The organism is Flexivirga meconopsidis, from assembly GCF_026162425.1.
GTDB lineage: Bacteria > Actinomycetota > Actinomycetes > Actinomycetales > Dermatophilaceae > Flexivirga > Flexivirga meconopsidis.
Window position 1 is genome coordinate 615,571 of the sequence record NZ_JAOBQJ010000002.1, and the last position, 15,294, is coordinate 630,864.

Consider the following 15,294-nt stretch of genomic DNA (forward strand, 5'->3'; position numbering starts at 1 on the left):
ACGGGTTTCACGCTCCGGCGCGCGCCCCGACCGCCCGGTGGATCTCGGCGAGATGATCGGGGCCGTTGCCCGACCGCAGGTTCTCGATCCGCACCTGGCCGCCCATCGCGAGCATCGGCTCGAAGTAGTAGATCTCGTCCTGCCCGAGCTCGCCCTTGGCGTCGCGCGAGGCGTTGTGCAGCGCGTGCAGGTCGGCCAGGTGCGAGCTGTTGCCGGGCAGGTGGCTGTTGAAGAACTCGCTGATGTCCTCGGCCACCACCTGGTTGTTCTGGAAGTGCGGGTCCAGGCACTGGATCCGGTCCTTCCCGGCCGGCCGGTCGTAGTGGTAGACGTGGCCGAAGCTGGTCACCGCGATCGGGAAGCTGCCCACCTCGTTGCCGAACCACGTCTGCAGGGTCGCCATCCACTCGCCCGGGTCGACGAGCGCAATGCGGCCACCGCCATACCAGCCGAGACCGTGGGTGCGCCACAGCTCGACGAGGGCGTCGGGTGCGTGACCCTCGCCATACGTGAGGAACGGGTCGGTCGGCACGCGGGTGCCGCCGTCAGGCGGGAAGGCGTCGACAAACTGCTGCAGCGCGATCCGGTCGGGCATCGGTGCTCTTCTCCCTTTGTTGTATGGCGCTTCGCCTCCGACGGTAGCGCGCGCCCGACGAATCTCGCCGAACCGGCCCGTTTTCGACCACCGTGGCGCTAGCGTGACTTTTTTCCATCACGGGAACGAAGGAGCCGGAGCGCATGGCGGTCATCAAGGCAGGGATGTTCCAGACCCACTGGCGTGGGGACAAGGCGGCGCAACTCGACGCGCACGAGGAGATCGCCCACGAGGCCGCGAAACAAGGCAATCAGGTGCTCTGCTTCCAGGAGCTTTTCATGGGCCCGTTCTTCGCCCAGGTGCAGGACAGCGAGTGGTATTCCTGGGCCGAGCAGGTGCCGGACGGTCCGATCGTGCAGCGCTTCAGCTCCATCGCCAAGGAGACCGGACAGGTGCTGATCCTGCCGGTCTACGAGGAGGTGCAGCCGGGTGTGCTGTTCAACACCGCCGCGGTGATCGACGCCGACGGCAAATACCTCGGCAAATACCGCAAGACGCACATCCCCCAGGTGAAGGGCTTCTGGGAGAAGTTCTACTTCCGGCCCGGTGTGAACGACGGCTGGCCGATCTTCGAGACCGCGGTCGGCAAGGTCGGGGTCTACATCTGCTACGACCGGCACTTCCCCGAGGGGTGGCGCGCACTCGGCTTGGCCGGCGCCGAGCTCGTCTTCAACCCCAGTGCCACCTCCCGCGGCCTGTCGAAATACATCTGGGAGGTCGAGCAGGTGGCCGCCGCCGTGGCGAACATGTACTACGTCGGCGCGCTCAACCGGGTCGGCATCGAGTCCGACCTCGGCGACAACGACTTCTACGGCACGTCCTACTTCGTGGACCCGCGCGGCAAGTATGTCGGCGACGTCGCGTCCGACCAGGTCGAGGAGCTCGTGCTGCGCGACCTCGACCTGGACGTCATCCGCGAGGTGCGCGACCAATGGGCGTTCTATCGGGACCGCCGCCCCGAGACCTACTCGATCATCACCGACAAGTGAGCATGCGGTGACTGCCGTCATACATGGTCAGCGGCAGCATGCCGACGGCCGTGTCACCCTTGAGGACGCATCCGCGCTGAACGACCCGGCCCTCGCCAACGACGACCTCGCCCCCGTCAACCTGCCACACCGCAACTGGCACACCTACAACTACACCGCCCTGTGGGTCGGGATGAGCCACAACATCCCCTCCTGGCTGCTCGCCTCTGGTCTGATCGCGGCCGGAATGTCCTGGAAACAGGCAGTTTTCATCATTCTCGCCGCCAACGTCATCGTGCTCGTGCCGATCCTGCTCAACGGACACGGCGGCACGAAGTACGGCATCCCGTTCCCGGTGCTGGCGCGCTCCTCCTTCGGGGTGTTCGGTGCCAACCTGCCGGCGCTGGTACGCGCCTTCGCGGCGACCTGCTGGTTCGGCATCCAGACGTGGATCGGCGGTGAGGGCATCTTCCTGCTCGCCGGGAAGATGTTCGGCGACGGCTGGGCCAACGCCTCCCAGATCGGCGGCTTCGCCTGGACGCAATGGCTGAGCTTCCTGATCTTCTGGCTGCTGGAGATCGCGATCATCGTGCGCGGCATCGACACCCTGAAGCACTTCGAGAACTGGGCCGCGCCGGTCGTGCTGGTCGCCGCCGTCGCGCTGCTGGTCTACATGTGGATCAAGGCCGGCGGCGTCGGCGACATCCTCTCGCAGCCGGGCACGATGTCGGGCGCGGAGTTCCGCAAGGCTTTCGGCCCCGCGCTGATGGGGATGATCGCGTTCTGGGCGACCTTGTCGCTCAACATCTCCGACTTCACCCGGTTCGGCGGCTCCCAGCGGCAGCAGATGCTCGGCCAGACCTACGGCCTGCCGACCACGATGACTCTCTTCGCGCTGCTGTCGGTGCTGGTCACCTCGGCATCGGAGAAGGTCTACGGCGAGCCGATCTGGGACCCGATCCAGTTGGCCGCCCGGATCGACAACTGGATCGGCACCCTGCTCGCGCTCGCCACGGTGATGATCGCGACGCTGTCGGTGAATATCGCCGCCAACCTGGTGAGCCCGTCGTACGACTTCGCCAACGCGGCACCCAAGTACATCGATTTCCGCAAGGGCGCGCTGATCACGTGCGTGCTGTCGGTGCTGATCTTCCCGTGGAAGCTGGTCTCCGACCCGAACATCTACATCTTCACCTGGCTCGGGTTCATCGGCGCGGTCCTCGGACCGGTTGCCGGGATCCTGCTCGCCGACTACTGGTTCGTGCGCGGCAAGAACCTCGTGGTCCGCGACCTCTATACCCGCGGCAAGGGCCTCTATTGGTATTCCGGCGGCTGGAACTGGGTGGCGGTCTTCTCGTTCGCGGTCGCCGCGATACTCGCCGCCGGCGGCTCCTACTCGGGTGTCGACGCCAAGGGCAACAAGACCGGCCCATTCCCGGTGGACGGGCTGATCCCGCTGCTCAAGCCGCTCGCCGACTACGGCTGGCTGGTCGGCCTCGTCGTCGCCGCCGTGCTCTACACGATCCTGATGAAAGCACTGAAAGTCCCTGTCTCGTATGACGACTCGGAGCGTCCGACGGACGCTCCCGAAGACGAAGGAGTGACCGTATGACGACGCTCATCTCTGGTGGCGAGGTTGTCTCACCGCAGGGTGTGACCCCTGCCGACGTGCTCGTGGACGGCGAGACGATCACCGCGGTGCTGGCGCCTGGCACCGCGCAGACCCTGGGGCTCGTCCCCGACAAGACCATTGATGCGACCGGCAAGTACGTGCTGCCCGGTGGCATCGACGTGCACACGCACCTCGACATGCCGTTCGGCGGCACGTTCAGTGTCGACGACTTCGAGACCGGCACCCGCGCCGCCGCGTGGGGCGGCACGACCACGATCATCGACTTCCCGGTGCAGAAGAAGGGCGGGTCGCTGCAGGAGGCAGTCGACACCTGGCACGCCAAGGCCGACGGAAAGGCCTGCATCGACTACGGATTCCACGCGATCCTCGCCGACGTCAACGAGTCTTCGCTGAAGGAGATGGACGTCCTGGTCGACCAGGGGGTGACCAGCTTCAAACTCTTCATGGCCTACCCCGGGGTGTTCCTCTCGACCGACGACCAGATCATGCAGGCGATGTACCGGGCGGCCGACAACGGCGCGACGATCATGATGCACGCCGAGAACGGCGCGGCCATCGACCAGATCGTCACCCGCGCGATCGCCGCCGGCCACACCGAGCCGAAGTATCACGGCCTCACCCGACCAATCGCGCTGGAAGCAGAGGCGGTTGGCCGCGCCACCCGGATGGCCGAAGTCACCGGCGCACCGCTCTACTTCGTGCACCTGTCGAGTGGTGAGGCCGTCGACGTCGTCGCGCAAGCCCGCGACGCCGGACGCAACGTCTTCGGGGAGACCTGCCCGCAATATCTCTTCCTCGACGAATCCGACCTGGCCCGACCAGATTTCGAGGGAGCCAAGTACGTCTGCACGCCGGCGCTGCGGCCGCAGGAGGAGCAGGCAAAACTCTGGCGCGGCCTGCGCACCAACGACCTGTCGGTGGTCGCGACCGACCACTGTCCGTTCTGCTTCGTGCCGGACAAGCAACTCGGCCGGGACGACTTCCGCGCCATACCCAACGGGTTGCCGGGTGTGGAGCACCGGATGGACCTGCTGCACATGGGCGTCACCAAGGGTGAGATCGGCCTGGCCCGCTGGGTCGAGATCGCCGCCGCGACACCCGCGCGGATGTTCGGTCTCTACCCGAGGAAGGGCACCATCTCCCCCGGCGCAGACGCGGACATCGTGATCTACGATCCGCAGGCAACCCAGACGGTTTCGGCGCAGACACACCACATGAACGTCGATTACTCGGTCTACGAGGGGTGGGAGTTCACCGGTCGCGTCGAGACCGTGCTCAGCCGGGGTGAGGTGATCCTCGCGGACGGCGAGTTCAGCGGTTCGCCGGGCCGAGGCCACTTCCAGCAGCGCTCCCTGTCGCAGTACCTCGTCTGATGGCGCGGCGCTCCCGGCTCGACTTCGGGGTCGTGCTGCAGACGACTCCTCCATCGGCGCGCGTCGTCGATCTGGCCGTGCAGGCAGACCGGTGCGGGTTCGACTACGTGTGGACCTTCGACAGCCACGTGCTGTGGCAGGAGCCCTACCCGATCTACGGGCAGATCCTGGACCGCACCCGCAACGTCACCGTCGGACCGATGGTCACCAACCCGGCCACCCGGGACTCCACGGTCACCGCGTCCCTCTTCGCCACCCTCAACGAGATGTACGGCAACCGCACGGTGTGCGGCATCGGCCGCGGTGACTCGGCGGTCCGGGTCAACGGCGGCCGGCCGGCGACACTCGGCGCACTGCGCGAATCCGTAGGCGTGATCAGGGAATTGGCCAACGGTCGCGCGGTCGAGCACGAGGGCGCAACCCTGCGGCTGCCCTGGGCCGAGCGGTCCCGTCTCGGTGTGTGGGTCGCGGCATACGGGCCGAAGGCGCTGCAACTGACCGGCGAGGTCGCCGACGGCTACATCCTGCAGCTGGCCGATCCGCAGATCACCGCATGGATGATCAAGGCGGTGCGGGACGCGGCCGAAGGGGCCGGTCGCGATCCGGACGAGCTGACGATCTGTGTGGCCGCCCCGGCATACGTCACCGACGGGAGCGACGCGGGGCTGAAACACGCTCGCGAACAGTGCCGCTGGTTCGGCGGCATGGTCGGCAACCACGTGGCCGACATCGTCACCCGCTACGGCGAATCCTCTGGTGTGCCCAAGGCGCTCACCGACTACATCGCCGGCCGCGAGGGGTACGACTACAACCAGCACGGCCGCGCGGGAAACACCCACGCCGCGTTTGTGCCGGACGAGATCGTCGACCGCTTCTGCATCATCGGCCCGGTCGAGGAGCAGGTGCGCCGCATCGAGGAACTGCGCGAGCTGGGCGTGGACCAGTTCGCGGTCTACCTGCAGCACGACGCCAAGGAGCACACGCTGGCCGGGTATGCCGAGCACGTGCTGCCGCAGGTCAACCGGGCCGGGGCGGCGACCACCTGACCTGGGGCCAGCAGGTCCACTATCGCGGGCCGGACCAGCCCGGTGCCCGTGCCGCGGCCGCGAGCTGGACGGCAAGGTGTTCGTGGTCGGTCGCGACCAGCCCGCAGGTGACGCGCAGGTGCGGCTCGGGGCTTGCCGCCGCGCTGAACGGGCGGCCCGCGGCAGCACCGATGCCCCGGCTGGCCAGCAGCACGAGCGCCGCCGCCTCGTCGACGACGGGCAGCCAGAGGTTCAAGCCTTCACCGTCTGGAAGGTCGATGCCTTCGGCGGCCAGTCCGTCGGCCAACAGCCTTCTGCGCTGGGCGTATTCGACCCGGGCGTCGGCCACGGCCCGCACCCCTGCCGGATCCCGGAGCAGCTCAAGCAGCACCTGCTGCAGCAGCCGAGAGGTCCACCCCTGACCCAGCAGACGTCGCTCCACGAGCGGGTCGATCAGGCTGGCTGGACCGCCGACCGCAGCGATGCGCAGGTCCGGACCGTGCGACTTGGAGAAGCTGCGGATGTGCACCGTGCGCGCCGGCAGTCGTCGCGCCAGACTGACCGGGCCATGGTCGGACAGGTCGCCGGCCGAGTCGTCCTCGATCACCAGACAGTCGTGGTCGGCGAGCGCGCGACAGAGCTCCCCTACCCGGGCAGGGGTGAGCGTCGCACCGGTCGGGTTGTGCCCGCGCGGTTGGAGTACGACGAGCCGCACCCGGCCGCTCAACGCCTCCGCGAGCGCGTCCGATCGCATGCCGTGCCGGTCGACGGCGACCGGCACCGCGACCGCTCCGGCGGCCTCCAGCCGGTCCAGGATCTGGGGGAAGGTCGGGTCCTCGACCACCACCCGATCACCCGGCCGCACGAACTGCCCGATCACCTGGTCCAAGGCGTCCATCGCGCCGTCCACCACGGTGATGCGCTCGGGCTCACCCGGCCAGGTCGCGCGCAGTTGCGCTTCCAGCTCGGGCAGCACCGGAGCCTCGAGGTAGCTGCTCGGCCCGGACCCGGTGCGGATTTTGCGCACTGCCGGTCCCAGGTCGGGCAGCAGCAGCGGGTCCGGCACCCCCGTGGCGAGGTCGAGGGCGAAGGCCGGCCGCGTCTCCAGCGCCTGCCGGTAGCGCGCCGGGCCGCGTTGCTCCAGTGACGCGATCCGGGTCCCCCGACGGCCGTCGGTGCGTATTGCCCCGGCCCGGGACAGCAGCGACCAGGCGGCGCTGACGGTGGTCGGTGAGACCTGCAACCGGTGCGCGACCTGCCGCACCGGGGGCAGCAGATCTCCTGCGGACAGTTCTCCGGATCGGAGTGCGGCGGTCACCGCGTCAGCAATCCCCCGCGAGCTCGGCTCGGCCAGATGTGCCCGCATCGCGTCGATGGTGGATTCCCGTGCGGTCGCCATGTTTGTAACATTACATTGTTTCTATTGTCACGCTACCCGACCACACGTAGCGTGTCCGGTATGACGACGGGCATTCACCACTGGATCAACGGGGCCGAGCGCGCCGGCACCTCGGGCAACACCGGACCAGTCTTCAATCCGGCAACCGGGCAGCAGACCGGCGAGGTCGACCTGGCCGACGTCGGCGAGGTGGACGCCGCGGTGCAGGCCGCCAAGGAAGCGGCCAAGACCTGGTCGCGCAGTTCGCTGTCGCAGCGCGCGGGGATCCTCTTCGCCTTCCGGCAGCTGGTCCACGACCACGCCGACGAGCTGGCCGCGATCCTCACTGCCGAGCACGGCAAGGTGCTCAGCGATGCGAAGGGCGAGCTGGCCCGAGGGTTGGAGAACGTCGAATTCGCCACCGGCATACCGCAATTGCTCAAGGGGGGTTATTCGTCGCAGGCGTCCACCGGTGTCGACGTCTACTCGATCCGGCAGCCGCTCGGGGTGGTAGCGGGCATCACGCCGTTCAACTTCCCGGCAATGGTGCCGCTGTGGATGTGCGCCAACGCAATCGCATGCGGCAACACCTTCGTGTTGAAGCCCAGCGAGAAGGACCCGTCCGCCTCGCTGCTGCTGGCACGCCTGTGGAAGCAAGCCGGCCTGCCCGACGGCGTCTTCAACGTCGTGCACGGCGACAAGACGGCAGTGGACGCGCTGTTGGACCACCCCGATGTGGCTGCGGTCAGCTTCGTCGGATCCACCCCGATCGCGCGTTACATCTACGAGAAGGGCACGCACGCCGGCAAACGAGTGCAGGCACTCGGCGGCGCCAAGAACCACATGGTGGTGCTGCCCGATGCCGACCTCGACCTTGCCGCGGACGCGGCGGTGTCCGCGGCATACGGTGCCGCCGGCGAGCGCTGTATGGCGATCTCGGTCTGCGTCACCGTCGGCGACGTCGCCGACGACCTGGTCCCGGCCATCGCAAAACGACTGCCCTCGTTGCGGATCGGCAATGGTGCCGAGGCGGGCGTCGAGATGGGACCGCTGATCACCGCCGAGCACCGCGACAAAGTCGCCGGTTACATCGCCGCGGGCGAGGAGGCCGGCGCGACGTTGGTCACCGACGGCCGCTCCGCCGACGTCCCGGACGACGGGTTCTTCCTCGGCACCACGCTGCTGGACAACGTCACCCCGCAGATGAGCGTCTACACCGACGAGATCTTCGGCCCGGTGCTGTCGGTGGTTCGCTGCGAGACCTTCGAGGAAGCGCTGGAGCTGATCAACGCAAACGAATTTGCAAACGGCACAGCTATTTTCACCCGTGACGGCGGCGCGGCGCGGGAGTTCCAGAACGACGTCGAGGTCGGCATGGTCGGCATCAACGTGCCGATCCCGGTGCCGGTCGCCTACTACTCGTTCGGCGGCTGGAAGGCGTCGCTCTTCGGCGACTCCCACATGTACGGACCCGAGGGCATCAACTTCTACACCCGCGGCAAGGTCGTCACCAGCCGGTGGCCGGACCCGGCGACCTCGCAGGTCGACCTCGGCTTCCCGACGACCCGCTGAGTCACCCCGCAACGAGAAGGAATCTCCAGTGAGCACAAACGATTTCGGCCTCTCCGGTGACCAGGTGAAGGCGTTGGACAAGCAGCACGTCTTCCACTCCTGGTCGGCGCAGGCAGCCCTCGACCCAATGGCGATCGAGCGGGGTGAGGGTTCCTACGTCTGGGATTACGACGGCAATCGCTACCTCGACTTCGGGTCGCAACTGGTCAACGTCAACATCGGCCATCAGCACCCGAAACTCGTTGCCGCCATACAAGATCAGGCGGCACGGATGTGCACGATCGCGCCCTCGGTGGCCAACGACGTGCGCAGCGAAGCGGCCCGGCGGATCACCGAGGTGGCCCCGGAGAAGCTGACCAAGGTGTTTTTCACCAATGGCGGCGCGGAAGCCAACGAGTACGCGATCCGGCTGGCCAAGGGGCACACCGGCCGGCCCAAGATCCTGACCACCTATCGCAGCTACCACGGCGCGACGACCGGTGCGATCGGACTGACCGGCGACCCGCGCCGGTGGGCCAACGAGCCGGTCACCCACGGCACCGTGCACTTCTGGGGGCCGTATCCCTACCGCAGCCAGTTCCACTCCGACTCACCGGAGCAGGAGACCGAGCGCGCGCTGCAGCACCTGCGCGACGTGGTGATGGTCGAGGGGCCGCAGACGATCGCGGCGATCATGCTGGAGACCGTGGTCGGCACCAACGGCATCCTCGTGCCGCCGCCGGGCTACCTCGCCGGGGTCCGCGAGATCTGCGACGAGCACGGCATCGTGATGATCGCCGACGAGGTGATGAGCGGATTCGGCCGGTGCGGGCAGTGGTTCGCGATCGACGCGTGGGACGTCGCGCCCGACCTGATCAGCTTCGCCAAGGGCGTCAACTCCGGATACGTGCCGCTCGGCGGGGTCGTCATCCACGAGGACATCGCTGCGTCATACGACGAGAAGCCGTTCCCGGGCGGCCTGACCTACTCCGGGCACCCTCTCGCCTGCGCGTCGGCGGTCGCCTCGATGCGGATCTTCGAGGAGGAGGACATCCTCGGCCACGTCCGCCGTATGGCGCAGGACGTCTACGAACCGCGGCTGCGCGAGCTGGCCGACCGGCACCCGTCGGTCGGGGACGTCCGCGGGATCGGCGCGTTCTGGGCGCTGGAACTGGTGCGCGACCGGGAGACCCGCGAGCCGCTGGTGCCGTTCAACGCGACCGCCGCCGACGCCGCTCCGATGGCGCAGTTCGCCGCCGCCTGCAAGCAGCGGGGGCTGCTGCCGTTCACCCACTTCAACCGCACGCACGTCGTGCCGCCCTGCACGACCACCAAGGAGGAGGCGCTCGAGGGCATCGCGATCCTCGACGAGGCGCTCAAGGTCGCCGACGAGCACTACACCGGCTAGTCCCTTCGCCGACAGGCTCACTTATCTCCCACAGGCACACTTATTCGGCGCCCCGTTCGCCCGGATAAGTAGGCCTGTCGACGGTAAGTGAGCCTCTCGGCGGGAGGGCAGCGCCGTCGCCGACGACCCGCCGGCTCACACCTGCGGGATGTCCGCGCTGCCCTCGCGGTAGATCTTGGCGGCCGCGATGCGGCCGTCGCGGAGGGTGTAGAACCCGGCGATCGGCGCCTGCACGACCGTGCCCTCGACCGTCATCGTCTCGACCAGCTCGGCCGCGACCACTGACGCAGCGTCGCCGCCGACGACCCGCAGCACCCGCAACTGCGGCGCGATCGCCGCGAAGGTTCCGCTGAACAACTCGCGCAGCTCGGCCTGCCCGGAGCAGGTGTAACGCCCGGTCACCCAGACCGCGTCTTCGGTGAATCCGGCGAGCAGCCCGGGCAGGTCGCGGGCGTTGAAGGCGGTGACGTGGGCGTCGAGCGCGGCGCTCGCCATACGGTCGGTCATGCGGCCCAGCCTGCCGCACCAACCGATTCGATCCGGGGCGCCCCCGGATGGGATCATGTGTCGCATGACTGACTCCGCCCACCCGCGCACCGCCCAGGTCCCCGACAAGCCCACCGTCGACGGCTTGGAGGACAAGTGGGCTGCCGTATGGCGGGAGCAGGGCACCTACAGCTTCGACCGGGACCGTGCGCTCGAGCTGCCGCGCGACCAGGTCTTCTCGATCGACACTCCCCCGCCGACCGCGAGCGGCAGCCTGCACGTGGGGCACGTCTTCGCCTACACCCACACCGACTGCATGGGCCGCTACCAGCGGATGCGCGGCAAGGAGGTGTTCTTCCCGATCGGCTGGGACGACAACGGCCTGCCGACCGAGCGCCGCGTGCAGAACTACTACGGCGTGCGCGGCGACCACGGTGCGGCATACGACCCCGACTTCACCCCGCCGCTGCAGGGTGCGGAGGGCAAGTCGGTGAAGGCGGCCGACCAGGTGCCGGTCAGCCGCGCCAATTTCATCGCGCTGTGCGAGGAGCTCACCGAGAAGGACGAAGTGACCTTCGAGTCGCTCTTCGAGCGGCTCGGCGTCTCCTGCGACTGGGCGCGGACCTACCGCACCATCGACGACCGCTCGCGCGCGGTCGCGCAGGAGGCGTTCCTGCACAACGTCGAGCGCGGCGAGGCCTACCAGGCGCAGGCGCCGGGGCTGTGGGACGTGACCTTCCAATCCGCAGTGGCCCAAGCCGAATTGGAGGCTCGCGACTACCCGGGCGCCTTCCACCGGGTGGCGTTCCACCACGGTGACGAGCCGATCTACATCGAGACCACCCGTCCTGAGCTCATCCCGGCCTGCGTGGCGCTGATCGCCCACCCGGACGACGAGCGCTACCAGCCGCTCTTCGGATCCACCGTCACCTCACCGCTTTTCGGCGTCGAGGTGCCCGTGCTGGCACACCCCGCGGCCGAGCCCGACAAGGGCGCCGGCATCGCGATGTGCTGCACCTTCGGTGACCTCACCGACGTGATGTGGTGGCGCGAGTTGCAACTGCCGACCCGCTCGATCATCACCCGCGTCGGCCGCCTGCAGGCCGAGACCCCGGACTGGATCGCCGGCGGTCCCGGCGCCGGCCTGTATGCCGAGAGCCTCGCGGGCAAGACCGTGCACTCGGCCCGCACCGCCGTCGTGGACGCACTGCGGGAGTCGGGTGACCTCGACGGCGAGCCCAAGCCGACCCAGCGCAAGGCGAACTTCTTCGAGAAGGGCGACAAGCCGCTGGAGATCGTCACCAGCCGCCAGTGGTACCTCACCAACGGCGGCCGCAACGCCGACCTGCGCAAGGAGCTCGTCGCGCGCGGCGAGCAGGTCCACTTCCACCCGGCGTTCATGCGCAGCCGCTACACCAACTGGGTCGACGGCCTCAACGGCGACTGGCTGATCAGCCGCCAGCGCTTCTTCGGGGTGCCGTTCCCGGTCTGGTATCCGCTCGACGCCGACGGCGAGGCCGACCACGAGCACCCGATCCTCGCCGACCCCGAGTCACTTCCGGTCGATCCGGCGACCGACGTGCCGTCCGGCTACACCGCCGAACAGCGTGACGTGCCAGGCGGATTCACCGCTGACCCGGACATCATGGACACCTGGGCGACGTCGTCGCTGAGCCCGCAGATCGCCACCGGCTGGCCGGTCGCGAGCAACGCCGGCGGCCGCAACGACGCCGAGCTCTTCGCCAAGCTCTTCCCGATGGACGTGCGCAGCCAGGGCCACGACATCATCCGCACCTGGCTCTTCTCGACGGTCGTGCGGGCCCACTTCGAGAACGACACCGTGCCGTGGCAGAACGCCTCGATCAACGGCTGGATCCTCGACCCGGACCGCAAGAAGATGTCCAAGTCGAAGGGCAACGCGGTCACCCCGGAGGACGTGCTGAAGAAGCACAGCGCCGACGCGGTCCGCTACTGGGCGGCGTCCGGCCGGCTGGGCGCCGATGCGGCATACGACGAGAGCCAGATGAAGGTCGGCCGGCGCCTCGCGATGAAGCTGCTCAATGCCAGCAAGTTCGCGCTCGGCATGGGCGAAGTTGAGGGCGACCTGGACGCGGCCGTCACCGAGCCGCTCGACCTGGCGATGCTGGCCGGCCTGCGCACGGTGGTCGAGCAGGCGACCAAGCACTTCGAGGCGTGGGACTACACCCGCAGCCTGGAGCTGACCGAGGCGTTCTTCTGGACCTTCTGCGACGACTACATCGAGCTGGTCAAGGATCGCGCGTATGGCGGGCAGGGTGAGGCCGCCGCGGCCAGCGCCCGCGCGGCGTTGCGCATCGCGCTGAACGTCCAATTGCGTTTGTTCGCACCGTTCCTGCCCTACTCGACCGAGGAAGTGTGGTCGTGGTGGCAGGAGGGTTCGGTGCACCGCAGCAGCTGGCCGACGGCCGATGAGACCGGCCCCGGCAGCGGCGAGCCGGCCGCGCTGCACGCGGTGGGCGAGGCGCTCGCCGGCCTGCGCAAGGCCAAGTCGGACGCCAAGCTCGGCATGCGCGCCGAGGTCACCGCCGCCACCCTCGCGGCGCCGGCCGACCTGCAGGAGCTGGTGCGCCGGTCCGAGCGCGACCTGCGCGCCGCCGGCAAGGTCACCGGCGATCTCGGGTATGACGACGCCGAGCGCCTCGAGGTGCGCGACGTCGAGCTGGTGCCGCCGCCGCCGAAGCACTAGGTCGCCCCCACAAGGCGGCAAAGAAATGGACAACCCGGCACGCCAGCCGCCGGGTCTGGTTACCTTTGCGTATGTTCGCTGACGTCGCCGACCGTATCGCCGAGTACCCCCGTGGCCGGCTGCTCGCAGTTGTCGCCGTGATCGCAGCTGCGCTGCTGCTGGTGATCGTCCTGGTCCTCGCCCTCATCGGGTTCAACTGGCTCAAGGCCGACGACGGCGTCAAGTCGGACATGATTGTCGACCCGCAGCTGCCGACCACCTCCAACCCGACCCAGATGGCGGCCCGGCTCAACCAGGCGGACGCGAAATGGAACGTGCGAGCAACCTCCCCGTCGCAGGTTCCGGACACCGTGGCTGGGCAGATCAGCCTGCCGCTCAAGGACGACAAGGCGCTCATCAGCAACCTGGCCGACCCCGATTCGGTCCGCCGCAATGGCGCCCTGCTCATGGTCTGGACCGGTTACTCACCCGCCGCGGAGAAGCTGATCACCGACGACCCGCCGGTCTTCGACGACGGCAACCGGGACGGCGCCAAGAAGCGCTACCAACTGGGCACCTGGGTTGCCTACTACTCCCCCGCCGGCGCCGTCACCAATCGCACCGATGAGGTCCGCGATTACCTCACGGTCGTCGCCAAGTGCCCCTACGACACAAAGCCGTGTGACTGACCCTGCGCCGACTCACTCGGCGGCAAATCGGACGTTGCGCTCCACCGGCCCGAAATCACCGAGCGGGAAAATCCGCCAGTTGAGCGTGGCGCCGATGTCGTCCCGCCGGACGAAGCCGAAGATCCGCGAGTCCTGCGATGCGTCCAGGTTGTCGCCGAGCACCCACACGGCGTCGGCCGGCACCGTCGCCGCGGTCGGTCGGGACACACCCATGCGGCCCTGCTTGTCGCAGCAGGTGACCGGGCGACCCCCGGGGCGCCACGCCGGATTGTCGACCGCCTCCCAGGCTTGCCCAGGTCGCTTGACCTCGACCAGCGGTTTGCCGGCGACGGTCGACATGCGCACCTGGTCGCCGGGCAAGCCGATGAGGCGCTTGACGGCCCGCTCACGCTGCGGACCGAGCGGCAGCTCGACCAGGTCGAAGCGGGAGGCACCAGACCCGTGGTTCAGCACGTTCACGACCATCCGGTCACCACTTCGCAACGTGGGCTGCATGCTCTGACCGGACACCGTCGTCGAGAACGCAAGCGCGATCAAGGCCAGCACGCAGAGCACGACGAGTACGGCGATCGACGCCGAAACGAGCATGATGCGCACCGCCCGCCGGCGGCCGTGGCGACGACGTGCATCGACAGTTCCCGGGCTGGCCACTCGTGCTTTCCTCACGCTCGAAGGGCACCGGCGTTACCGGCAGTACGGGTACTTTACAAAATGTGAGACGGTGTCCACTTTTTGACGAGACCTGTGTCACACTTGCAGCGCTTTCGGGCCGGCCCGACTCGTCGCGCAGGCCACCCCGCACACCCACGCAGCGCCTGCGCCGGGTGCCCACATTTCAGGGAGAACGTATGGTCAACAAGGGTATGGGTCGCGTCCGCGTCCCGCGGTTCCTCGCCGTCGCCGCGCCGGCGACGGTGGTCAGCCTCGGACTCGGCGTCGCGATCGCGCAGGGCATGGTCACCGCTGCTCTCTCCGCGGCTGATCCGTTCGAGCTCGGCAGCAGCAACGTCAAGGCCGATCAGCTCGGCCTCTCACTGGCCGGCACCCAGGCCGCACAGTCGGTGGGCAACGACACCGCGACGACCAAGAAGGCGGCTCTTGCCCGGCTGGCCGGCGGAAACCTGCAGGACATGTGCATCTCCGCCAAGCAGTCCTTCCCGATCCTCGGCGACATTAGCCTCAAGATCTCCTCGACCTCACCGGTCGCGGTCGGCAACATCGACCTCAGCGCCGACGCCCTCAACGCCCAGAACGCCCAACTGCCGGCCACCGACATCGGCACCAGCGCCGGCGACTCGGCGATCGGCGGCACCGCGGGCGCGTTCGGTCTGCGCACCGACAAGACCGACCAGGGCATCTCGCTGGACAACCTCGATGCCAAGGCCTACGGCATCCGCCTCAACAGCGGCATCAACCTCAAGACCCTCTCGATCGTGCCCAAGCTCGGCGTCCAGCACTGCAGCTGACGCCCGACCGCCGCCGGC

Annotated in this window: 13 protein-coding genes; 9 read left to right on the top strand and 4 right to left on the bottom strand. The window is 68.3% G+C overall.

Features of this window, described 5'->3' with window-relative positions; genetic code table 11:
- Nucleotides 1-7: 7 nt before the first annotated feature.
- Nucleotides 8-595 (bottom strand): GAD-like domain-containing protein, encoded by a 588-nt coding sequence (locus N2M23_RS08195; RefSeq protein ID WP_265444653.1) that lies wholly within the window; start codon nt 593-595, stop codon nt 8-10.
- Nucleotides 596-738: 143 nt separating this feature from the next.
- On the opposite strand from N2M23_RS08195, the gene N2M23_RS08200 reads away from it, so the two are divergent.
- Genes N2M23_RS08200 through N2M23_RS08215 form a run of 4 tightly spaced genes read left to right on the top strand, consistent with a single transcriptional unit; the run spans nt 739 to nt 5,615 of the window.
- The gene (locus N2M23_RS08200) at nt 739-1,584 is read left to right on the top strand and encodes a nitrilase-related carbon-nitrogen hydrolase (protein ID WP_265444654.1); all 846 of its coding nucleotides are present in this window, start codon (nt 739-741) and stop codon (nt 1,582-1,584) included.
- Between the two features lie 7 nt (nt 1,585-1,591).
- Entirely contained in the window at nt 1,592-3,175 is a 1,584-nt protein-coding gene (locus N2M23_RS08205) for an NCS1 family nucleobase:cation symporter-1 (RefSeq protein ID WP_265444655.1), read from the top strand.
- Entirely contained in the window at nt 3,172-4,569 is a 1,398-nt protein-coding gene (gene hydA / locus N2M23_RS08210; protein WP_265444657.1) for a dihydropyrimidinase, read from the top strand. The genes N2M23_RS08205 and hydA overlap by 4 nt, the downstream gene beginning before the upstream one ends.
- Complete coding sequence (locus N2M23_RS08215; protein ID WP_265444659.1) at nt 4,569-5,615, top strand: TIGR03842 family LLM class F420-dependent oxidoreductase; 1,047 nt, start codon at nt 4,569-4,571, stop codon at nt 5,613-5,615. Before hydA ends, N2M23_RS08215 begins: the two co-directional genes overlap by 1 nt.
- 19 nt (nt 5,616-5,634) lie before the next feature.
- Here the strand turns inward: N2M23_RS08215 and N2M23_RS08220 are convergent, their stop codons facing one another.
- Nucleotides 5,635-6,993: an aminotransferase class I/II-fold pyridoxal phosphate-dependent enzyme gene (locus N2M23_RS08220; protein WP_265444661.1), complete on the bottom strand. Its 1,359-nt coding sequence runs from the start codon at nt 6,991-6,993 to the stop codon at nt 5,635-5,637.
- 60 nt (nt 6,994-7,053) lie between these two features.
- Here N2M23_RS08220 and N2M23_RS08225 point away from each other — a divergent pair, with 60 nt between their 5' ends.
- Together N2M23_RS08225 and N2M23_RS08230 are read left to right on the top strand one after the other, a co-directional pair.
- Nucleotides 7,054-8,544 (top strand): CoA-acylating methylmalonate-semialdehyde dehydrogenase, encoded by a 1,491-nt coding sequence (locus N2M23_RS08225; protein WP_265444662.1) that lies wholly within the window; start codon nt 7,054-7,056, stop codon nt 8,542-8,544.
- A gap of 28 nt (nt 8,545-8,572) precedes the next feature.
- Entirely contained in the window at nt 8,573-9,931 is a 1,359-nt protein-coding gene (locus tag N2M23_RS08230; protein WP_265444664.1) for an aspartate aminotransferase family protein, read from the top strand.
- A 135-nt stretch (nt 9,932-10,066) separates the two neighbouring features.
- Here N2M23_RS08230 and N2M23_RS08235 read toward each other — a convergent pair whose 3' ends face one another.
- Nucleotides 10,067-10,438, bottom strand: coding sequence for a nuclear transport factor 2 family protein (locus N2M23_RS08235; RefSeq protein ID WP_265444665.1), 372 nt, complete (start codon nt 10,436-10,438; stop codon nt 10,067-10,069).
- Nucleotides 10,439-10,502: 64 nt separating this feature from the next.
- Between N2M23_RS08235 and valS the strand changes: the two genes are divergently transcribed.
- Together valS and N2M23_RS08245 are read left to right on the top strand one after the other, a co-directional pair.
- Nucleotides 10,503-13,142, top strand: a complete 2,640-nt coding sequence (valS, locus tag N2M23_RS08240) for a valine--tRNA ligase (RefSeq protein ID WP_265444667.1) — start codon at nt 10,503-10,505, stop codon at nt 13,140-13,142.
- A 71-nt stretch (nt 13,143-13,213) separates the two neighbouring features.
- Complete coding sequence (locus N2M23_RS08245) at nt 13,214-13,810, top strand: hypothetical protein (protein ID WP_265444668.1); 597 nt, start codon at nt 13,214-13,216, stop codon at nt 13,808-13,810.
- 12 nt (nt 13,811-13,822) lie between these two features.
- On the opposite strand, the gene lepB is transcribed toward N2M23_RS08245, so the two are convergent.
- Complete coding sequence (gene lepB / locus N2M23_RS08250; RefSeq protein WP_265444669.1) at nt 13,823-14,476, bottom strand: signal peptidase I; 654 nt, start codon at nt 14,474-14,476, stop codon at nt 13,823-13,825.
- Nucleotides 14,477-14,658: 182 nt separating this feature from the next.
- On the opposite strand from lepB, the gene N2M23_RS08255 reads away from it, so the two are divergent.
- The gene (locus tag N2M23_RS08255; protein ID WP_265444670.1) at nt 14,659-15,276 is read left to right on the top strand and encodes a DUF6230 family protein; all 618 of its coding nucleotides are present in this window, start codon (nt 14,659-14,661) and stop codon (nt 15,274-15,276) included.
- Nucleotides 15,277-15,294: the final 18 nt, after the last annotated feature.